Source organism: Streptomyces sp. NPDC054757, assembly GCF_053612185.1.
This window is the reverse complement of record NZ_JBSHBW010000030.1, coordinates 65,113-84,619: the sequence shown is the minus strand read 5'-3', so window position 1 is coordinate 84,619 and position 19,507 is coordinate 65,113. Positions and strand designations below refer to the sequence as shown.

The 19,507-nt window shown below is 71.8% G+C and carries 16 protein-coding genes and 1 pseudogene; 12 read left to right on the top strand and 5 right to left on the bottom strand.

Features of this window, described 5'->3' with window-relative positions; all coding sequences use genetic code 11:
• Positions 1–34 precede the first annotated feature (34 nt).
• Positions 35–2,308: a helix-hairpin-helix domain-containing protein gene (locus ACWGKJ_RS28560; RefSeq protein ID WP_385023055.1), complete on the bottom strand. Its 2,274-nt coding sequence runs from the start codon at positions 2,306–2,308 to the stop codon at positions 35–37.
• 278 nt (positions 2,309–2,586) lie between these two features.
• The gene (locus tag ACWGKJ_RS28555; protein WP_385023049.1) at positions 2,587–3,570 is read right to left on the bottom strand and encodes an aldo/keto reductase; all 984 of its coding nucleotides are present in this window, start codon (positions 3,568–3,570) and stop codon (positions 2,587–2,589) included.
• A gap of 129 nt (positions 3,571–3,699) precedes the next feature.
• Here ACWGKJ_RS28555 and ACWGKJ_RS28550 point away from each other — a divergent pair, with 129 nt between their 5' ends.
• Together ACWGKJ_RS28550 and ACWGKJ_RS28545 are read left to right on the top strand one after the other, a co-directional pair.
• Complete coding sequence (locus tag ACWGKJ_RS28550) at positions 3,700–4,749, top strand: LLM class F420-dependent oxidoreductase (protein ID WP_385023047.1); 1,050 nt, start codon at positions 3,700–3,702, stop codon at positions 4,747–4,749.
• 267 nt (positions 4,750–5,016) lie between these two features.
• A complete protein-coding gene (locus ACWGKJ_RS28545; protein ID WP_385023053.1) occupies positions 5,017–5,808 on the top strand; it encodes a ferritin-like domain-containing protein in 792 nt (263 codons plus the stop codon).
• A gap of 202 nt (positions 5,809–6,010) precedes the next feature.
• On the opposite strand, the gene corA is transcribed toward ACWGKJ_RS28545, so the two are convergent.
• Positions 6,011–7,003 (bottom strand): magnesium/cobalt transporter CorA, encoded by a 993-nt coding sequence (gene corA, locus ACWGKJ_RS28540; RefSeq protein ID WP_385023045.1) that lies wholly within the window; start codon positions 7,001–7,003, stop codon positions 6,011–6,013.
• A 119-nt stretch (positions 7,004–7,122) separates the two neighbouring features.
• Here corA and ACWGKJ_RS28535 point away from each other — a divergent pair, with 119 nt between their 5' ends.
• The 4 genes from ACWGKJ_RS28535 (at position 7,123) to mshC (ending at position 10,639) form a co-directional block, all read left to right on the top strand.
• Positions 7,123–7,809 (top strand): histidine phosphatase family protein, encoded by a 687-nt coding sequence (locus ACWGKJ_RS28535; RefSeq protein WP_385023043.1) that lies wholly within the window; start codon positions 7,123–7,125, stop codon positions 7,807–7,809.
• Between the two features lie 72 nt (positions 7,810–7,881).
• Positions 7,882–8,469: a DUF3090 domain-containing protein gene (locus ACWGKJ_RS28530; protein ID WP_385023041.1), complete on the top strand. Its 588-nt coding sequence runs from the start codon at positions 7,882–7,884 to the stop codon at positions 8,467–8,469.
• Positions 8,433–9,251: an SCO1664 family protein gene (locus tag ACWGKJ_RS28525; RefSeq protein ID WP_385023039.1), complete on the top strand. Its 819-nt coding sequence runs from the start codon at positions 8,433–8,435 to the stop codon at positions 9,249–9,251. The genes ACWGKJ_RS28530 and ACWGKJ_RS28525 overlap by 37 nt, the downstream gene beginning before the upstream one ends.
• Before the next feature lie 158 nt (positions 9,252–9,409).
• The gene (gene mshC / locus ACWGKJ_RS28520) at positions 9,410–10,639 is read left to right on the top strand and encodes a cysteine--1-D-myo-inosityl 2-amino-2-deoxy-alpha-D-glucopyranoside ligase (protein ID WP_385023037.1); all 1,230 of its coding nucleotides are present in this window, start codon (positions 9,410–9,412) and stop codon (positions 10,637–10,639) included.
• 160 nt (positions 10,640–10,799) lie between these two features.
• Here the strand turns inward: mshC and ACWGKJ_RS28515 are convergent, their stop codons facing one another.
• Positions 10,800–11,816: a PAC2 family protein gene (locus tag ACWGKJ_RS28515; RefSeq protein WP_385023035.1), complete on the bottom strand. Its 1,017-nt coding sequence runs from the start codon at positions 11,814–11,816 to the stop codon at positions 10,800–10,802.
• Between the two features lie 278 nt (positions 11,817–12,094).
• Here ACWGKJ_RS28515 and ACWGKJ_RS28510 point away from each other — a divergent pair, with 278 nt between their 5' ends.
• The 5 genes from ACWGKJ_RS28510 to ACWGKJ_RS28490 all read left to right on the top strand — a co-directional run bounded on the left by ACWGKJ_RS28510 (position 12,095) and on the right by ACWGKJ_RS28490 (position 17,930).
• Complete coding sequence (locus tag ACWGKJ_RS28510) at positions 12,095–13,420, top strand: enolase C-terminal domain-like protein (RefSeq protein ID WP_385023033.1); 1,326 nt, start codon at positions 12,095–12,097, stop codon at positions 13,418–13,420.
• Positions 13,417–14,196, top strand: coding sequence for an SDR family NAD(P)-dependent oxidoreductase (locus ACWGKJ_RS28505; RefSeq protein WP_385023031.1), 780 nt, complete (start codon positions 13,417–13,419; stop codon positions 14,194–14,196). The genes ACWGKJ_RS28510 and ACWGKJ_RS28505 overlap by 4 nt, the downstream gene beginning before the upstream one ends.
• A gap of 127 nt (positions 14,197–14,323) precedes the next feature.
• A complete protein-coding gene (locus tag ACWGKJ_RS28500) occupies positions 14,324–15,361 on the top strand; it encodes a sugar ABC transporter substrate-binding protein (protein ID WP_385023029.1) in 1,038 nt (345 codons plus the stop codon).
• Between the two features lie 2 nt (positions 15,362–15,363).
• A complete protein-coding gene (locus ACWGKJ_RS28495) occupies positions 15,364–16,899 on the top strand; it encodes a sugar ABC transporter ATP-binding protein (protein WP_385023027.1) in 1,536 nt (511 codons plus the stop codon).
• Complete coding sequence (locus ACWGKJ_RS28490) at positions 16,896–17,930, top strand: ABC transporter permease (RefSeq protein ID WP_385023025.1); 1,035 nt, start codon at positions 16,896–16,898, stop codon at positions 17,928–17,930. The genes ACWGKJ_RS28495 and ACWGKJ_RS28490 overlap by 4 nt, the downstream gene beginning before the upstream one ends.
• A gap of 135 nt (positions 17,931–18,065) precedes the next feature.
• On the opposite strand, the gene ACWGKJ_RS28485 is transcribed toward ACWGKJ_RS28490, so the two are convergent.
• On the bottom strand, positions 18,066–18,737 hold the full coding sequence (locus tag ACWGKJ_RS28485; RefSeq protein ID WP_385023023.1) for a FadR/GntR family transcriptional regulator: 672 nt from the start codon (positions 18,735–18,737) through the stop codon (positions 18,066–18,068).
• Between the two features lie 186 nt (positions 18,738–18,923).
• Here ACWGKJ_RS28485 and ACWGKJ_RS28480 point away from each other — a divergent pair.
• Positions 18,924–19,442: pseudogene (locus ACWGKJ_RS28480) on the top strand (MarR family winged helix-turn-helix transcriptional regulator); the annotation flags it as partial.
• Between the last annotated feature and the right edge of the window lie 65 nt (positions 19,443–19,507).

Sequence of the window (19,507 nt, the reverse complement as noted above, 5' to 3'; positions counted from 1 at the left end):
GGCTTCGGCCCCGGCCACCGGCCGTACCGGAGCCTCAGACCGCGGCCGGCCGCAGCAGTGTGCGCAGCCGGGTGGTGCGCGGTTTGCCGGGGACTTCGGCCACCGCGCGCGGCAGCGCCTGGTCGGCCCCGTGGACCACCGAGAGATGCCGTTCACCGCGGCCGAACGCGGTGTAGATCCACGGCCTGCTCAGCCCGCCCGCGGCGTCGCCCGGCAGTACCACGACCACCGCCGGCCACCGCAGCGCGGCCGCCTGGTGCGCGGTGAGTGCCCAGCCGTGCCGCACCGAGGTCTCCACCCGGTCCTTGGGTACGACGACGGACGTACCGGCACAGTCCAGATGCAGACCGTCGGCGTCGGCCGATACGACCGTCCCCGGTACGGTCCTGCCCGGCGCCGGGGTGTAGACGGCCCGGTCACCCGGATCGAAGCCGCCGAAGCGGCCCGGGCCCGGGTTGAGGCGCTCCTTCAGCGCGGCGTTCAGCGCGCGGGTGCCGGCGGGACCGCCGTGCCCGGGGGTGATGACCTGGGTGTCGGAGGCCGGTACGCCGATGGCCCGGGGTACGGAGTCGGCGACGAGTTGCACGGTGCGGTGCACCGCCTCGCCCGGGTCCCGGACGGGGACGATGACGACTTCCTTGCCGGGCGCCGCCACCTGGTTCAGCTCGCCGATCCCGATCCCCGAGACCAGCTCGCCGATGGGGCCGGGGTCGGGGGTGCGGGAGGCCAGCTGCGGGCAGGCGCGCGCGGCGAGTACATCGGCGAAGACCTGCCCCGCACCGGCGGAGCCGAGCACCCCGGGGTCCCCGCTGAGGATCAGGCGGCTGCCGTCGGGCAGCGATTCGACCAGTACGGCCGCGCTCTCGACATCCAGCTGCGGGGCGTCCACGACGGCCAGCAGATCGAGCGCCAGAGCGCCCTCACCGTCCCGTCCCGGACCCTCCGTACCCATGAGCAGTCCGGCGACCGTGACAGCCACCGCCGGGTCGTCCAGGGCCGCTGCGAGCCGCCGCCTTCCGTCGGGGGTGTGGGCGGCGGCGTATGCCCGCAGACCCAGGGCGCGCGCCGCTGTGACCACGGCGGCCGGTTCGCCGCGGGCGGCCTCGCCGCCGGTGTGGGCGACCAGGCCGTTCTCCGCGACCGTCCGGATCAGTTCGGCCGCGGACGGGGAGGGGGCGTCGGCCGCGGCCCGCTCCCAGTCGGCCTGCTCGCCGCCCGGGGCGAGTGTGCCCGCGTTCACCAGCCGGGAGAGTCCGTCCGCCAGGCTCTCTTCCGCCAGCGCGTACCGGTCGAGACCGAGCAGCACCCGCACGGGCTGCGGCGCCGCTTCGCCGTCCTCGTCGTCGGCACTCGCCCCTTCCTCGTCCCGCCGGGCTTCCTGCTGGGCAGGGGGTGCGCCGGGGGCGGTGTCCAGGGCGTCCTGGAAGACCAGCACGGTGCCGTCCGCCACCGCGCTCTGCAGCGCCTTGTCGGGGTCCGGCACGGAGCGCTCCGCGAGCGCCGCGCGGACCGCGTCCGACTCCAGGGCGGTATGGCCCTGGAGCGCGGCCCGCTCCAGCAGCCAGCCGACCAGGGCGGCTGCCCGCCGCTCGTCGCCGGGGCCGCACTCCGCGCCGAGCAGCGCACGGGCGAAGCCGTCCGCCTGCTCCGGTCGCACTCCGGGAACCGAGAGCAACTGCCAGGGGTCCGCACGCAGCGCCTCGGCCGCCTGCTCACCGAGCGTCCCGGCGGCCAGGACCGCCAGGGACTCGGGGGCGCCGCCCGCGGCCAGGACGGCCCGCACGGATGACACGGTCCCGGGCGCGGCGGCGGCGGGCGCGGGCGTCGGGCGGGCCGCCGGGCGCTGCTCCGCCGGAGCGGCGGGCTCGGGGCGGCGTGGCTCGGGTGGCGGCGGCGGGAAGTGCGTGGACGGCTGCTCGCCGCCCTCCACCGCCCTGACCGCGGCGAGCAGATCGGCTGCCCGGCCGCTCAGCTTGGTGCCGGCCTGGATGGGGCCGTCCTTCTCGGCCTTGCGCTGCTCGATTCTGGCCCGCAGTTCGCGCTGGGCGGCCAGTTCGGCCTCGGCCTCCGACAGGACGGGCGCATCGGCTGCCCCGGCTGCCTCCTCGGTGCCGTCGGCGGTCCCGGCTTCGGCGGCTGTCTCGGTCCCGGCTCCGGCGGTTGCCTCGGTGCCGTCGGCTGCTCCGGATTCGGCTGCCGCCTCGGTTCCGTCGGCGGACTTTCCGGCCTCGGCGGCGCCTTCTTCGCCGTCCGTCCCGGCCCCGGCGCTCTCGGGCTCGCCGCCCGCCCCGGTGGCCTCCGCCGGCACGGCGGCCTCCTCCGCCGCCGGCTCTGAGGCCGTCCCGGCGGCCTCCGTGGCCCCGGCACCCCCGGCACCGCTCTCCGGGGAACCGGCTCCGGCCTCGGCAGCCCCTCCCCGCTCGGCCTCCGTCTCGGCCCCGTCCTCGGCCGCCCTCCCCGGCTCGGCCGCCGTCTCCGGTCCCGCCTCCGTCTCCGGTTCCGCATCCGGTTCCGTCTCCGGTGCGGCGGCGGCTCCGGGAGCGGTGTCGGCCTCGGTGCTGGCCTCGGTGTCGAGGCGATCCGTACTCACAGCTCGGTCCAGTCCTGGTCGGGATAACGGTGGACGGGCTCCGACACATCGTCGAGCGCCCGGCAGATCTCGTCAGGAAGACTAAGCGTCTCCACCGACAATGCCGCCGCGAGCTGCTGCGCGTTGCGCGCGCCGACGATCGGGGCGACCACTCCCGGCCGGTCGCGTACCCAGGCCAGCGCGACCTCCGTCGGCGTCGTCGCGAGCCCGTCGGCCGCCGTCGCGACGGCGTCCACGATCCTGCTCGCGGCGTCGTCCAGATACGGCGCGACGAAGGGCGCCAGCTGCTCCGACGCCCCGCGCGAGTCCGCCGGAGTCGCATGGCGGTACTTTCCCGTGAGCACCCCGCGCCCGAGCGGTGACGACGGCAGCAGCCCGACGCCGAGGTCCACCGCGGCAGGCAGCACCTCGCGCTCGACCCCGCGCTGGAGCAGCGAGTACTCCATCTGCGTACTGGCGAGCCGGGTCCTGACCCCGGGCGCCGCGAGCTGCCAGGTGGCGGCCTTGGCCAGCTGCCAGCCGGAGAAGTTGGACAGCCCCGCATACCGTGCCCGCCCGCTGGCGACGGCGATGTCCAGGGCCTGGAGCGTCTCGTCGAGCGGAGTCTCCGGGTCGAAGGCGTGCACCTGCCACAGATCCACGTAGTCGGTGCCCAGGCGCTCAAGCGAGGCGTCCAGCGCCGACAGCAGATGCCCGCGCGAGCCGTCGAACCTGCGGTAGGGGTCGGGCACACTGCCCGCCTTGGTGGCGATCACGAGATCCCGCCGGGGCACCAGCCGCTCGCAGAGCTGCCCGAGCAGATACTCGGCGTCCCCGTCGCCGTACACGTCGGCCGTGTCGACGAGGGTGCCGCCGGCCTCCCAGAACGCCTTCAACAGGTCGGCGGCGTCATGCTCGTCGGTGCTCCGCCCCCAGGTGAGGGTGCCGAGCCCGATCCGGGATACGCGCAGGCCCGTGCGGCCGAGATGCCTCTGCTCCATGGGCGCAGAGAGTACTGGCCGCGGGGCCGCCCGGTGGAGGCCTGTGGACAACCGGCCCCCTGACGGATGGGGCCGGTGCGCGCTAGAGTCCCCGGAACAGAGACGTTACTCATCGGTAAGGGAGCGGTCATGCGGCTCGGAATCAACCTCGGCTACTGGGGCGCCGGGATGGACGGCGACAACCTCGCCGTGGCGCAGGAGGCCGACCGGCTCGGCTACGACGTCTGCTGGGCGGCCGAGGCGTACGGCTCGGACGGGCCGACCGTGCTCTCCTGGGTCGCCGCCCGGACGGAGCGGATCGACGTGGGCTCCGCGATCTTCCAGATCCCGGCCAGGGCGCCCGCGATGACCGCGATGACCGCGGCCACCCTCGACTCGCTCTCCGGCGGCCGCTTCCGGCTCGGCCTCGGTGTATCCGGGCCGCAGGTCTCCGAGGGCTGGTACGGCGTCAAGTTCGACAAGCCGCTCTCACGCACCCGTGAGTACGTGGAGATCGTCCGCAAGGCGATGTCACGTGAGCGCCTGTCGTACGAGGGCGAGCACTGGACGCTGCCGCTCCCCGGCGGCCCCGGCAAGCCCATCAAACTCACCGTCCACCCGGAGCGCGAGCACATCCCGCTCTACATCGCGGCGATCGGCCCCAAGAACCTGGAGCAGACCGGTGAGATCGCCGACGGCGCCCTGCTGATCTTCCCCTCGGCCGAGCACCTGGAGTCCACCGCGATCGCCCCGCTGCGCGCGGGCCGCGAGAAGGCCGGGCTCACGATGGAGGGCTTCGACGTCTGCCCGACCCTGCCGCTGGCGGTGGGCGACGACGTGCGGTCGCTGGCCGACACGTTCCGCCCGTACACCGCGCTGTACGTGGGCGGTATGGGCAGCCGGAAGCAGAACTTCTACAACAGGCTCGCGCAGCGCATGGGGTACGAGAAGGAGGCCGCCGAGATCCAGGACAAGTATCTGGGCGGTGACAGGGACGGCGCCGCGGCGGCCGTACCGCATGAGCTGATCGACCGTACGACCCTTCTCGGCTCCGTCGAGCGGATCGCCGACCGGATGCAGGCCTACGCCGCCGCCGGGGTCACCACGCTGACGCTGGCCCCCGCCGGGTTCACGCTCGACGAGCGGGTGGCAGGGCTGCGGGCCGGTACGGAGGCACTGGAGCGGGCCGGGCTCGCGTAGCCCGGCCACGGCGGCGTCCTGGAGAAGTCTCCGGCGATTCCGGCGATTCCGGCGATTCCGGCGAGTTCTGCGGCCGTGGTGGGGGCTCGGGGGTCTTCCCCGCCACGGCCGTCGCGCTGAACAACGCCCCAGGGGCCGCTCGGTTACGCCTGCGGACAGCGGGCGGCCCTACCACCTTTCGGCCGAACCTGGCAGGGGCACGCATTGCCGGTCACCCGATATCGCATTTGACTCATAACGTCAGATGTCGGCATGGAGGTGGCAGTGATGCTTTCGGCGCGGAGCATTTTCCAGGAGATCGTCGAGAGCGACGAAGCCTTCCGGCTCTTCTGCTCCATCGCGGCCGGCGGGGAGGCGCAGGGCGGCTGGGAGAACGGCCGGATCGCCGCCCTCGCCCCGGAGAGTATGAGCGCCCTCGCGCCGAAGATCGCCCGGCACGGCGCCGACGAGGACAAACACGGCCGGATCTTCCGCGCCCTGCTCAAGAAGCGCGGCCTCGACCCGGTCGAGGTGCCCGCCGACGCCGACTACACGATGCTCCTTGAACGCCGTGGCGTCGGTCTCAGCCACCGGACGCTGCGCGGCGGCGAGCGGCTGACCGAGCGGGACATCGTCGTCTACCTCGCGCACAGCCGGGTCACCGAACAGCGTGCGTCCGAGCAGATGACCACCCTGGTCAGGTACCTCGGCGACCAGCCGGACATCGGCCGGGCCGTGCGCATGATCTGCCGGGACGAGGACAACCACCTCGCCTACTGCCACGAGGAGCTGCTGCGCCTGGCCGCCCGGGGGCACGCCCGCACCATCCACGCCGTACTGCGGGAGAGCGCGCTGGAGGAGATCCGCGTCTACCGGGAGGTGGGTCTCGCCGTGATGGAGCGGATGGGTGCCATCCTCGGCTGGCCGGGGGCCAAGTCGGCGCTGCTGGCCGCAGGCATCCAGGGGCTGTACGGGTTCGAGCGGGCGGGCGGCTGGCGCCGGTCGGTGAGGCTGGTCATGCCGGAGCGGCGTGACGCGCTCGGCGGACCGGCCGCACCGCAGGCGGCGGAGTTCGCCTGAGCCGATGGCGAGGGCGAGCCCCCACGCGCCACCCAGACCCGCCGGACGAGCCCAGGCCCTTACGCCGCCCAGGCCCGCCGGACGAGCCCAGGCCCCTACGCAGCCCCGGTACGGCGGCGGAGCCCGCCGCCGTACCGGCCCCGTACCGTCGCCCCGTAGTCGCCGTCCCGTCGCAGCCGTGGTGCCGCAGAGCCGGCCGCGCTCAGAGCCAGCCGCGCCGTTTGAACTGCCGGTGCAGGCCGACGACGATCGCGGCCATCAGCCCGATCACCGCCGGATAGGCCCAGGTCCACTTCAGCTCCGGCATGTGCTCGAAGTTCATGCCGTAGATACCGGCGACCATGGTCGGCACCGCCGCCATCGCCGCCCAGGCCGAGATCTTCCGCATGTCGTCGTTCTGCCGCACGCCCATCTGTGCCAGATGTGCGGAGAGGATGTCGGACAGCAGCCGGTCCAGCCCCTCCACCTGCTCGTTGGCGCGCGTCAGATGGTCGCCCACATCCCGGAAGAACGGCTGCGAGTGCTCATGCACGAACGGCACACCCGCCCCGGCGAGCCTGGCCATGGGAGCCGCCAGCGGTCCGGAGGCGCGGCGGAATTCGAGCACCTGCCGCTTGAAGGTGTAGATCCGCGACGCGACGTTCTTCGAGTCGCCTCCGTTGGGTGCGAAGACCTCGGCCTCCAGCTCCTCCAGGTCGGTCTGGAGCTCCGCCGCCACATCGATGTAGTGGTCGACGACCGTGTCGCTCACCGCGTACATGATGGCGGTGGGGCCGTGCTTGAGCACCTCGTGCTCCTGCTCCAGCCGCTTGCGTACGGCGGCGAGCGGGGCGCCCTCGCCGTGCCGCACGGTCACCACGAAGGAGTCACCGAGGAAGACCATCAGCTCGTCCGTGGTCACGGTGTCGCTCTCCGCGTCGTACATGACCGGCTTCAGGACCAGGAAGAGCGTCTCGTCGTAGACCTCCAGCTTGGGGCGCTGATGGGCCCGCAGAGCGTCCTCCACGGCCAGCTCATGCAGCTTGAACTCGCTTCTGACCAGGTCGAATTCCTTCGGTGTCGGCTCGTGCAGCCCGACCCAGAGGAAGGCGTTCCCGTCCGCGCGTGCCTCGGCGAGGGCATCGGAGAGGTCCGTGGGCCCCTCTATACGGCGTCCGTCCCGGTAGATGGCGCAATCGACAATCACGGCGCGCATTCTCCTCCGTCGGGGCGGCCCGTGCACGCCCGGGGGGCGGTAACCCCGCCGCCGTCCCTTCCGTACCGGCCTCCGAGAGCCCGGCGGCCGGCTCCGGGGCCTGTCGTAGGCTGGCCGCCATGGCCACGCTGATTCTTGTACGGCACGGACGCTCCACCGCCAACACCTCCGGGGTGCTCGCGGGCCGGATGCCGGGAGTCTCCCTCGACGAGCGGGGCGCCTCGCAGGCCGCCGCGCTGCCGGACCGGCTGGCCGGGCTGCCGCTGGCCGCCGTCGTCACCAGCCCGCTGCAGCGCTGCCGGGAGACCATCGCCCCGCTGCTGGCCGCCAGGCCGGAGCTGACTCCGTACACCGAGGACCGGATCAGCGAGTGCGACTACGGCGACTGGTCGGGGCGCAAACTCGCCGAACTCGGTGACGAGCCGCTGATGAGGACCGTGCAGCAGCACCCGTCGGCCGCCGCGTTCCCCGGTGGCGAGTCGATGCGCGCGATGCAGGCGCGCGCCGTGGAGGCCGTACGGGAGTGGAACGCCCGGATCGACGCCGAACACGGCGAGGACGCGGTGTACGCGATGTGTTCGCACGGCGACATCATCAAGTCGGTGGTCGCCGACGCCCTCGGTATGCATCTCGACCTCTTCCAGCGGATCCACGTCGATCCGTGTTCCCTCACGGCCGTCCGCTACACCGCGGTGCGGCCGTTCGTCCTGCGGCTCGGCGACACCGGTGAGTTCGGCTCGCTGGCGCCCCGCGAGAGCGGTTCGGGATCGGACGCGGCTGTCGGTGGTGGCGCGGGCGCGCCGTGATCGCTCCGGGCAGTAGGGTGGGCGGGCCGTCAACCGGACCACCCCGCAGCCGAACCCCATGGAGATCAGGACGTGTCCCGTCAGGTGTACTTCTACGACCCGCCGGACCGCTTCGTCGCGGGTACGGTCGGGCTGCCGGGGCGCCGTACGTTCTTTCTTCAGGCGTCGGCCGGCTCCCGCACCACCAGCGTGGCGCTGGAGAAGACCCAGGTGGCCGCGCTCGCGGAACGCATCGACGAGCTGCTCGACGAAGTCGTGCGCAGGACCGGGGGGAACTCACCGGTGCCCGCCGTCGCCCCCGATGCCGGTGACACCGCCCCGCTGGACGCGCCGGTCGAGGAGGAGTTCCGCGTCGGCACCATGGCGCTGGCCTGGGACGGCGACGAACAGCGCATGATCATCGAGGCCCAGGCGCTCGTCGAGCTGGAAGCGGACAACGACGAGGACCTCGCGGAGGCGGAGGAACGTCTCCTCCAGGACGACGAGAACGGCCCGCCGATGCTCCGCGTCCGGCTGACCGGTGCCCAGGCCAGGGCCTTCGCCAAGCGCGCGCTCGACGTCGTGAACGCGGGACGGCCGCCGTGCCCCCTGTGCAGCCTGCCGCTCGACCCGGAGGGACACGTATGTCCGCGCCAGAACGGATACCGCAGGGGGGCGTGACGGCCACCCAGCTCCTCCGGGAGGGGGAGCTGACGGTACGCGGCCGGGTGCGCGAGGCATCCAACGCGGTGCTGTACTGCTCGGTCTCGTACGAGGGCCGGGAAGCGGCCTGTGTGTACAAGCCGGTCGCCGGTGAACGGCCGCTGTGGGACTTCCCCGACGGGACGCTCGCCCAGCGTGAGGTGGCGGCGTACGAGGTCTCCGAGGCGACCGGCTGGGGGTTCGTCCCGCCGACGGTGCTGCGCGACGGTCCGTACGGCGAGGGCATGTGCCAGCTGTGGATCGAGTCCGCGGCCGAATCGTCACTGCTGGCCCTGGTCGAGGACGACGAGCCCGCCGACGGCTGGAAGGCCATCGGCTTCGCCGAGGTGGACGAGGGCCGGACGGCGCTGCTCGTGCACGCCGACGACGAGCGGCTGCGGCGGCTCTCGGTGCTCGACGCTGTGATCAACAACGGCGACCGCAAGGGCGGCCACCTGCTGCCGACGGACGAGGGGCGGATCTACGGCATCGACCACGGGGTCACCTTCAACGCCGAGGACAAACTGCGGACCCTGCTGTGGGGGTGGGCGGGCGAGCCGCTGACGCCCGGGACGGTCGCGGTACTGGACACACTCGCCGGGGAACTGGCGCCCGGTGCGGGGCTCGCGGAGCGGCTGGCGGGGCTCATCACCGCGGCGGAGCTGGAAGCGGTACGGGGGCGCGTACAGGGACTGCGGGAGGCCGGGCGGCATCCCGTACCGAGCGGTGAGTGGCCGGCCATCCCCTGGCCGCCCGTCTGATCCCCGGGTATCCCGGCGCTCCCCGGGGATTCCGGTGCTCCCCGGGTATTCCGGCACTTCCTGGCACAGACGCTTCCCGTTCGCGCAAGAGTGCCGATTCGGCCAATGCCACTACTCCGGTTCGTGCCCGGAACTGACGTCCGGTTACGCTCGTCTACATGTATGCCTGGCCCGCTTCTGAGGTTCCCGCCCTGCCCGGCAAGGGCGCCGACCTCCAGATCCACTCCACCGCGACCGGCGGACGAGTCACCCTCGACCCCGGCCCCGTCGCCCGCATCTACGTCTGCGGCATCACGCCGTACGACGCGACCCACATCGGTCATGCGGCGACCTACAACGCGTTCGACCTCGTGCAGCGCGTGTGGCTCGACACCAAGCGGCAGGTCCACTACGTGCAGAACGTGACCGACGTGGACGATCCGCTCCTTGAGCGGGCCGCACGCGACGGTGAGGACTGGACCGAGCTCGCGGAGCGCGAGACGGCACTCTTCCGCGAGGACATGACCGCGCTGCGGATGCTCCCGCCGAAGCACTACATCGGAGCGGTCGAGGCCATACCGGGCATCGTGCCGCTCGTCGAGCGGCTGCGGGACTGCGGGGCGGCCTACGACCTCGACGGCGACGTCTACTTCTCCGTGGAGAGCGACGCGCACTTCGGCGAGGTCTCGAACCTGGACGCGGAGGCGATGCGGCTGCTCTCCGCCGAGCGCGGCGGTGACCCGGAGCGGCCCGGCAAGAAGAACCCGCTCGACCCGATGCTCTGGATGGGCGCCCGTGAGGGCGAGCCGAGCTGGGACGGCGGCTCCCTGGGCCGCGGAAGGCCCGGCTGGCACATCGAGTGTGTGGCCATCGCGCTCGACCACCTCGGGATGGGCTTCGACGTCCAGGGCGGCGGCTCCGACCTCGCCTTCCCGCACCACGAGATGGGCGCGTCGCACGCCCAGGTCCTGACCGGCGAGCACCCGTTCGCCCAGGCCTATGTGCACGCCGGCATGGTCGGCCTGGACGGCGAGAAGATGTCCAAGTCCAAGGGCAATCTGGTCTTCGTGTCGAAGCTGCGCCACGACGGGGTGGACCCGGCCGCGATCCGGCTGACCCTGCTGGCCCACCACTACCGCTCGGACTGGGAGTGGACGGACCAGGTGCTGCAGGACGCAGTGGAGCGGCTCGGCCGCTGGCGCGCCGCCGTCTCCCGGCCCGACGGACCGTCCGCCGACGCCCTGATCGCGGAGATCAGGCAGGCGCTCGCCGACGACCTGGACGCACCCGCCGCGCTGCGCGCCGTGGACCGCTGGGCCGCTCTGCAGGAGTCCGGCGGCGGTACGGACGAGGGGGCGCCCGGCCTGGTGTCACGCGCCGTCGACGCCCTGCTCGGAGTGGCGCTGTAGGACGTCCGCGCTGCGCCCCCCTGGCGCCTGTCCGCCCCCGGATTCCGTCGAGGAGTCCGGGGGCGGTTCCGTGCCGGGGAGACGCCCCCGTAAGGCCAGGCCGTCTCCGTACCGCAGTGCGGTTTCCGTACCTGTGATCGGCAGCCGGTGTACGGCCGCGTCACTCCTCGGGGGAGTCCTCCGGGCCGTTCTCGTCGTCCGGGGGCTTGCTGCCGGTGCTCCCGGGGTCTGGCCGCTGTGGCTTCGGTGGCCGGGAGCGGCTGCTGGGGCCCGAGCTGTCCCGCCGGTAGCCGCTGCCCTCGCCGCCGTCCGTGGCGTGGCCGCCGCCGGACTGGCCCGGGTCGCGGCGGCGCAGATACCGCTCGAACTCGCGGGCGATGGCCTCGCCGGACGCCTCGGGGAGCTCCGCGGTGTCGCGCGCCTCCTCCAGCGTCTGGACGTACTCGGCCACTTCGCTGTCCTCGGCGGCCAGTTGGTCCACGCCGACCTGCCAGGCCCGTGCGTCCTCGGGCAGTTCGCCCAGCGGGATCCGCAGGTCGATCAGGTCCTCAAGCCGGTTCAGCAGGGCGAGCGTCGCCTTCGGGTTGGGCGGCTGTGACACGTAGTGCGGGACGGCCGCCCAGAGGCTGACGGCGGGCACACCCGCGTGGGTGCACGCCTCCTGGAGGATGCCGACGATGCCGGTCGGGCCCTCGTACCGCGTCTCCTCCAGGTCCATCGTCCTGGCCAGATCCGCGTCCGACGTGACGCCGCTGACCGGCACCGGCCTGGTGTGCGGGGTGTCGCCGAGCAGCGCCCCCAGGATCACCACCATCTCGACGCCCAGCTCATGGGCGAAGCCCAGGATCTCGTTGCAGAACGAGCGCCAGCGCATGGACGGTTCGATTCCGCGGACCAGTACCAGATCGCGTGGCTTGTCGCCGGTCACCCGGATCACGGAGAGCCGGGTCGTCGGCCAGGTGACCTTGCGTACCCCGCCGTCCAGCCACACCGTGGGCCGGTTGACCTGGAAGTCGTAGTAGTCCTCGGCGTCGAGCGCCGCGAACACCTCGCCCTTCCACTCCCGGTCCAGGTGGGCGACCGCGGTGGAGGCTGCGTCGCCGGCGTCGTTCCAGCCCTCGAACGCGGCCACCATGACCGGGTCGATCAGCTCGGGAACCCCCTCGAGCTCGATCACCCAGTGCCTCCCTCCGAAGTTCTTCTCTTACGCACCAACCTTACGGCTTCCCCCGTACCCGGACGCAGCCCTTGTGCACGCCCCCTGTTCATACCCGCTCCGCTCCCGGCAGCCTGGACAGGCCGTTCCGGCAGTCTGCCCCTATCGAGGCGATTCATCCGAGCTGTACCGGCAAATTTCGTCCCACCCCTGGACGGTGCGGTATCTGCGGGGCTATACATCGGATGACAAATTAAAGGTCCGATGTTCTTAACGATGTTCTCACCAAGGGAGTGTGGATGAGTCCGACCGTCACGGGGTTCGAGGTCCACGACATCCGATTCCCCACCTCGGAACAGCTCGACGGCTCGGACGCCATGAACCCGGACCCCGACTACTCCGCGGCCTATGTGGTGCTCAGCACCGACGCCCCGGGCGGTGTCACGGGACACGGCTTCTGTTTCACCATCGGGCGCGGCAACGACGTCATCGCCGCCGCCATCGAGGCGCTGCGCCCCTATGTGGAGGGGCGGCCCGCACCGCTCACCGCCGCCGGGCTCGCGGCGCTCCACCACGACCTCACCCATGACTCGCAGCTGCGCTGGCTGGGCCCCGAGAAGGGGGTGATGCACATGGCCGCGGGCGCGGTCGTCAACGCCGCCTGGGACCTCGCGGCCACCGCAGCGGGGAAGCCGGTCTGGGAGTTCCTGGCCGGTATGACGCCGGAGGAGCTGGTCTCCCTCGTCGACTTCCGCTATCTGACCGACGCCCTCACCCCGGACGAGGCCCTCGCCCTGCTGCGCGCCGCCGAGCCCGGCCGGGCCGAACGGGCCGCCCTGCTGCGCGCCGAGGGCTATCCCGCGTACACCACGTCGCCCGGCTGGCTCGGCTACTCGGACGAGAAGCTGGTGCGGCTCGCTCAAGAGGCGGTCGCGGCCGGGTTCGGGCAGATCAAGCTGAAGGTCGGCGCCGATCTGGCCGACGACGTCCGCAGGATGAAGCTGGCCCGCGCGGCCGTCGGCTCCGGTGTGCGGGTCGCCGTCGACGCCAACCAGCGCTGGGACGTCGCGGACGCGCTGCGGTGGATGGAGGCCCTCGCCCCGTACGACCCGCACTGGATCGAGGAACCGACCAGCCCCGACGACATCCTCGGACACGCGGCGGTGAGATCCGGGCAGCCCGTGAAGGTCGCCACCGGTGAGCATGTCGCCAACCGGGTCGTCTTCAAGCAGCTGCTCCAGGCCGGTGCGGTCGACTTCGTCCAGATCGACGCGGCCCGGGTCGCCGGGGTCAACGAGAACCTCGCGATCCTGCTGCTCGCCGCCAAGTTCGGCGTTCCGGTCTGCCCCCACGCGGGCGGTGTCGGACTGTGCGAACTGGTCCAGCATCTGGCGATGTTCGACTACGTCGCCGTATCGGGCAGCCGGGACGACCGCGTCATCGAGTACGTGGACCATCTGCACGAACACTTCACCGACCCCGCGGTGATCGAGGGCGGACGCTATCTGGCGCCCAGCGCGCCGGGCTTCTCGGCCCGTATGCACCCCGCCTCGCTCGCCGCGCACCGCTACCCCGACGGGCCCGTATGGCAGGCCCGCCGCACCACCGAGGAGGTCAACTCGTGACCACTGCACGCGACTTCGAGGGGCTCGGCGCCCTGGTCACCGGCGGGGCTTCCGGGATCGGAGCCGCCATCGCCGCCGGGCTGCTCGCCCGGGGCGCCAGGGTCGCCGTACTCGACCGTGAGACCGAGGGCGCACCGGACGGCACTCTCGCACTCAAGGCGGACGTCACCGACGACGCCGCGGTACGGGATGCGGTGGACGCGGCCGCGGCCCGATTCGGCGCGCTGCACACGGTGGTGTCCAACGCGGGGATCGGCGCCGTCGGTACGGTCGCCGACAACTCCGACGAGGAGTGGCAGCGGGTCCTGGACATCAATGTCCTCGGCATGGTCCGCACCGCCCGCCATGCGCTGCCGCACCTGCGCCGCTCGGCCGCAGACCGGCCGGGGTGTGTCTCCCTCACCCACACCTGCTCGATCGCGGCGACCGCCGGACTCCCGCAGCGCGCCCTCTACAGCGCCAGCAAGGGCGCCGTCCTCTCCCTGACCCTGGCCATGGCGGCCGACCACGTCCGGGAGGGCATCCGGGTCAACTGCGTCAACCCCGGTACCGCGGACACCCCGTGGGTCGGGCGGCTGCTCGACCAGGCCGGCGACCCGGCCGCCGAGCGTGCCGCGCTCAACGCCCGTCAGCCCACCGGCCGGCTGGTCACCGCCGACGAGGTGGCGGCGGCCGTCCTCTACCTCGCGAGCCCCGCGGCCGCGGCCGTCACCGGTACGGCTCTCGCCGTCGACGGCGGAATGCAGGGGCTGCGCCTGCGCCCGGCCGCCGGCTGAGCGGACGCACCGCCCCCGGGAAGACGCACCCGACAAGACGCACCGCACGGACCGGACGCCCGGTCCCTGCACACCGGGCCGCACGGCCGACAGAGCATCAAGCGCCACTATCAAGGACGGGACACCAATGAGAGTGCGTACAACGAGTGCGGCGGCCTGCGCCGTACTGCTGGCCGTCACCGCGCTCGCGGGCTGCAACCGCGACTCCGGCAGCGGCTCCGAGGACAAGAAGGTCGGCATCGACCTGCCGCGCAGCGACAGCGACTTCTGGAACTCCTACCAGCAGTACGTCAAGAAGGGCGTCGCGGACGGCGAGGTCAAGGCGCTCCCGCTCACCAACTCGCAGAACGACATCGGCAAGCTCGTCGCCAACGTCCAGACCTTCAGCGACCAGGGCGCCAAGGCCGTCGTGATGGCGCCGCAGGACACCGGGGCCATCGCCTCCACGCTGCAGAACCTCAACAAGAAGAAGATCCCCGTCATCAGCGTCGACACCCGCCCGGACAAGGGCGATGTCTACATGGTGGTGCGCGCGGACAACCGCGCGTACGGCGAGAACGCCTGCAAGTACCTCGGCAAGCAGCTGAAGGGCAAGGGCAAGGTCGTCGAGTTCCAGGGCGATCTGTCGTCGATCAACGGCCGGGACCGCTCCGTGGCCTTCAAGTCGTGCATGACCAAGAACTTCCCCAGCATCAAGGTCTTCGAGCTGGCCACCGACTGGAAGGGCGATGTGGCGTCCGCCAAGCTCCAGTCCACCCTGGCCGCCCACCCCGACATCAACGGGATCTACATGCAGGCGGGCGGAGTCTTCCTGCAGCCCACCCTGGCGCTCCTGGAACAGAAGAAGCTGCTGAAGCCGGCCGGCACCAAGGGCCACATCACGATCATCTCCAACGACGGCATCCCGGAGGAGTTCGACGCGATCAAGGCCGGGAAGATCGACGCGACCATCTCGCAGCCCGCCGACCTCTACGCCAAGTACGCGCTGTACTACGCCAAGGCGGCCGTCGACGGCAAGAAGTTCAAGACGGGCGCGACCGACCACGGCTCCCACATCATCAAGATCCCGAACGGCCTTGAGGACCAGCTCCCCGCGCCGCTCGTCACCAAGGCCAATGTGAACGACCCGAAGCTGTGGGCCAATCAGCTGGGGAAGAAGAACTGACCATGCCCGATGCACCCGCGGTTCATGCCCAGGGCATCGTCAAGCGCTTCGGTCCCACCGTCGCGCTCGACGATGTCCGCCTGACAGTCAAGCCCGGTGAGTCGCACGCCCTGGTCGGGCGCAACGGCGCCGGAAAGTCCACCCTCGTCAGCGTCATCACCGGACTCCACCGGCCGGACGCCGGGACGGTCACCTTCAGCGGTGAGCCCGCGCCCGCCTTCGGGGACACCATGGCCTGGCAGTCGAAGGTCGCCTGTGTCTACCAGAAGTCCATGGCCGTCCCCGATCTCACGGTGGCCGAGAACCTCTTCCTGAACAACTTCGGTCTGGGCCGCGGTGCGGCGGGCGGCCGCTGGATCAGCTGGTCCGGGCTGCGCAGACGGGCCGCCGCGCTGCTCGCCGATTACGGCGTTGACGTCGACCCCAACGCCCGCGCGAAGGACCTCTCCGTCGAGCAGGTGCAGTTCGTGGAGATCGCCCGCGCGCTGTCCTTCGGCGCCCGGCTGATCATCCTCGACGAACCCACCGCGCAGCTCGACGCGCGGGGGATCCAGAGCCTCTTCACCAAGCTGAGGGAGCTCCAGAGCCAGGGGGTGGCGTTCCTCTTCATCTCGCACCACCTCCAGGAGGTGTACGAGCTGTGCACCGCCGTCACGGTCTACCGCGACGCCCGGCATGTCCTGACGGCGCCCGTCGCCGACCTGGGCAAGGCCGATCTGGTCGCCGCGATGACCGGGGAGTCCGCGGCCGGGCCGGTGGCCTGGCACGCGGCATCCGGTGCGAGGCCGGCCGCCGGGACCGCGGCGGCCGGGCCCGTCCTGCGCACCGAAGGGCTCGCCGTCGACGGCGAGTTCGAGCCGCTGGACATCGAGGTGCGGGCCGGTGAGGTCCTCGGCATCGCGGGCGCGGCGGCCAGCGGCAACACCGCCCTCGGCGAGACCCTCGTCGGCATGCGCAAGGCCACGGCGGGGCGGGTCTCGGTCCGGGGCCGCGCTGTCAGACCGGGAAGCGTGCCGCACGCCCTCAACGCGGGGATCGGCTACATCCCGGAGGACCGGCACCGCCAGGGTCTGGTCCTCGAACGCAGCGTGGCCGAGAACGCCACCCTGACCGTCGCCGACCAGCTGGGGCCGTGGGGGACCGTACTGCCGTCCCGTACCAGGGAGTTCGCGAGCACCATGATCTCCTCGCTGGACATCAAGACCACCGGACCCGACCAGAAGGTGTCGGGGCTCTCCGGAGGCAACCAGCAGAAGGTGGTGGTCGCCCGCGCGCTGGCGCGCAACCCCAGCACGCTGGTGGCGGTACGGCCGACGGCCGGTGTGGACATCAAGTCCAAGGACTCGCTCCTGGGCGTGGTGAGGCGGGTCGCCGACGAGGGCAACGCCGCCGTGATCATCTCCGACGAACTCGACGACCTGCGGGTGTGCGACCGGGTGGTCGCGCTCTTCCACGGGCGGGTGGTCGCCGAATACGACAGCGGGTGGACGGACGGGGAACTGGTCGCCGCCATGGAAGGTGTGGGGGAGCGGGCATGACCGACACGATCCGGCCGGCAGCGGCCGATGAGACCACGGACAGGGTGAGCCCGGTACGCGCCAGGCTGGCGCTCATCCGCTGGAGCGACTTCTCGCTCGTACCGGTGATCCTGGTGCTGATGGTCATCGGATTCATCGTCTCGCCGGTGTTCCTGACGTCCCAGAACCTGATCAACGTCATCCAGCAGTCGTCCGAACTCAGCCTCCTGGTGCTCGCCCAGGCCTTCATCCTGATCTGCGGCCGGATGGACCTGTCACTGGAGTCGACGATCGGTATCGCGCCGGTCATCGCGCTGTGGCTGGTCCTGCCGTCGTCGGGCGACCGGTTCACCGGCCTCGGGCTGCTGCCCGCCTGGACGGCGATCCCGCTCTGCCTCCTGGCGGGGCTCGCGATCGGCGCGTTCAACGGCTTCCTGATGCTCAAGCTGCGCGTCAACGGCTTCATCGCGACCCTCGGCATGCTGATGATGCTCCGCGGGCTGCACATCGGGATCACCGAGGGGAAGTCGATCATCGAGGTCCCGGCCTCGTTCAGCTACCTGGGCAGGGCCTCCTGGCTCGGTGCCCCGGCCGCGGTCTGGATCTGCCTCGTGCTCTTCGCCATCGGCGGGGCCGCGCTGGCCTGGACCCGGCACGGCCGGTCGCTCTACGCGATCGGCGGCAACCCGGAGGCGGCCCGCGCGGCCGGAATCCGGGTGGACCGGGTCACCTGGATCGTGCTGGCGATCGGCGGGCTGCTCGCGGCCTTCGCCGGAATCCTCTACACCGGCCACTACGGTTCGGTCGGCGCCGCCCAGGGCAAGGACATGATCTTCCAGGTCATGGCGGCCGCGGTCATCGGCGGCATCGGGCTGAAGGGCGGCCGTGGCACCATCTTCGGTGCGCTCACCGGTGTGCTCGCCCTCCAGCTGGTGGTCAATGTGATGACGCTCGCCGGGGTGCCGGGCCAGTGGGAGACCTTCCTCAACGGCGCGATCATCATCATCGCGCTGATCGCCTCCCGCTTCGCGAGCGGTGAGGAGCAGGACTGACGGCCGCGCCGCGGACCGGGCCACGCCGCCCGGCCCGGCCGCCGTGCCGCGACGGCCGTGCCGTGGGGGCACGGTCCGTCCTGGTCCGTCCTGGATTCCTGGTCAGGCCCGGTCCCGTACGCACGGGGCCGGGCGTCACAGCGTCGAGCGCAGCCACTGCTCGACGCTGGCGATGTGCACCGTGGCCCAGGACCGGGCCGCTTCGGCGTCCCGGTCCCTGAGCGCGGTCAGAATGGCGCGGTGCTCGTGGAGCGTACGGCTCACCGCGTCCTCCTGGGTCAGCCCCCGCCACACCCGGGCGCGGGTGGTGGGTCCGGAGAGGCTGTCGAGGAGCGAGCAGAGCACGGAGTTTCCCGAGCTCTGCACGATGCCCCGGTGGAACTCCAGGTCGCTGGCGACCAGTTCCTCCACGGACGGCTGCGGGCCGAGCGCGTCCAGCTGGGCGCCGAGCGCCGCCAGCTCCTCGTCGCCGATCCGGTGCGCGGCCATCGCCGTCGCGGCCGGCTCCAGGATCCGCCGGACGGCCAGGAACTCCAGTACGGTGTCGTCCCGGTGGAAGTCCACGACGAAGCTCATCGCTTCGAGCAGCAGCTGGGGATCGAGACTCGTGACATAGGTGCCGTCGCCCTGGCGTACATCGAGGATGCGGATCAGCGACAGCGCGCGGACCGCCTCGCGCAGCGAGTTGCGCGAAAGGCCGAGATCAGCGGCGAGTTCGCTCTCCTTGGGCAGCCGGTCGCCCGGCCGCAGTGCGCCTGAGACGATCATCGCCTTGATCTTCTCGATGGCCTCGTCGGTCACAGCCATGGGAACCTCGCCTCAACAGACATCCGATGTATCTGCTGATTATGGCTCCTCCAGGGGTGCCCGCGCACGCGGGTCCGGTGAACCGGCCGGACCGGTCCCCGGTACGGCTGTGCGCGCGGACATATTTCAGGGCTAAGATTTCATCCTTGTATGACGTTGTGAGCGGTGACAGGGAGGCTGCGGCACATGGCCGGGAAGAAGGCGGCAGGGGCACAGCAGGATGCCGTCGCGTCCATTGTGGCGGACTGGGCGAGGGAGCGCCCCGAGCTGGACACCGCGCCCCTGGAGGTCCTGGCGAGGCTGCACCGTACGTTTCTCCGGTACAGCACCCGGCTCACGGCCGCGATCGACCGGCACGGCCTCTCGGTCGCGGGCTTCGACGTCCTGACCGCGCTGCGCAGGGCCGGGGCCCCCTACCGGCTGACGGCCGGCCAGCTCGCCGACTCGGGCCTGGTGTCGTCGGCGGGGGTGACACTGCGGATCGACCGGCTGGAGAAGGACGGTCTGATCGTCCGGGAGCGCGACGCCGAAGACCGCCGTGTCGTCTACTCGCGGCTCACCGGGGCCGGGCTCGCCAAGGTGGACGAGGTGTTCGCCGAGCATCTCGACAACGAACGCCGGATGCTCGGCGGTCTCACCCCCGCGGAGTGCCGCCAGCTGGCACGGCTGCTCCCGCGTCTTGAGCGGTCCATCATCGACTCGGACTCGGACTCGGACTCGGATTCCGGCTCCGGCTCCGGCTCCGGCTCCGAACCGGGTTCCGGCCTGGA

Coding starts and splice junctions, on each gene's coding strand:
- ACWGKJ_RS28555 (WP_385023049.1), bottom strand. CDS start 3,570: ATGGAGCAGAGGCATCTCGGCCGCACGGGCCTGCGCGTATCCCGGATC.
- ACWGKJ_RS28550 (WP_385023047.1), top strand. CDS start 3,700: ATGCGGCTCGGAATCAACCTCGGCTACTGGGGCGCCGGGATGGACGGC.
- ACWGKJ_RS28545 (WP_385023053.1), top strand. CDS start 5,017: ATGCTTTCGGCGCGGAGCATTTTCCAGGAGATCGTCGAGAGCGACGAA.
- corA (WP_385023045.1), bottom strand. CDS start 7,003: ATGCGCGCCGTGATTGTCGATTGCGCCATCTACCGGGACGGACGCCGT.
- ACWGKJ_RS28535 (WP_385023043.1), top strand. CDS start 7,123: ATGGCCACGCTGATTCTTGTACGGCACGGACGCTCCACCGCCAACACC.
- ACWGKJ_RS28525 (WP_385023039.1), top strand. CDS start 8,433: ATGTCCGCGCCAGAACGGATACCGCAGGGGGGCGTGACGGCCACCCAG.
- mshC (WP_385023037.1), top strand. CDS start 9,410: ATGTATGCCTGGCCCGCTTCTGAGGTTCCCGCCCTGCCCGGCAAGGGC.
- ACWGKJ_RS28510 (WP_385023033.1), top strand. CDS start 12,095: ATGAGTCCGACCGTCACGGGGTTCGAGGTCCACGACATCCGATTCCCC.
- ACWGKJ_RS28500 (WP_385023029.1), top strand. CDS start 14,324: ATGAGAGTGCGTACAACGAGTGCGGCGGCCTGCGCCGTACTGCTGGCC.
- ACWGKJ_RS28495 (WP_385023027.1), top strand. CDS start 15,364: ATGCCCGATGCACCCGCGGTTCATGCCCAGGGCATCGTCAAGCGCTTC.
- ACWGKJ_RS28490 (WP_385023025.1), top strand. CDS start 16,896: ATGACCGACACGATCCGGCCGGCAGCGGCCGATGAGACCACGGACAGG.
- ACWGKJ_RS28485 (WP_385023023.1), bottom strand. CDS start 18,737: ATGGCTGTGACCGACGAGGCCATCGAGAAGATCAAGGCGATGATCGTC.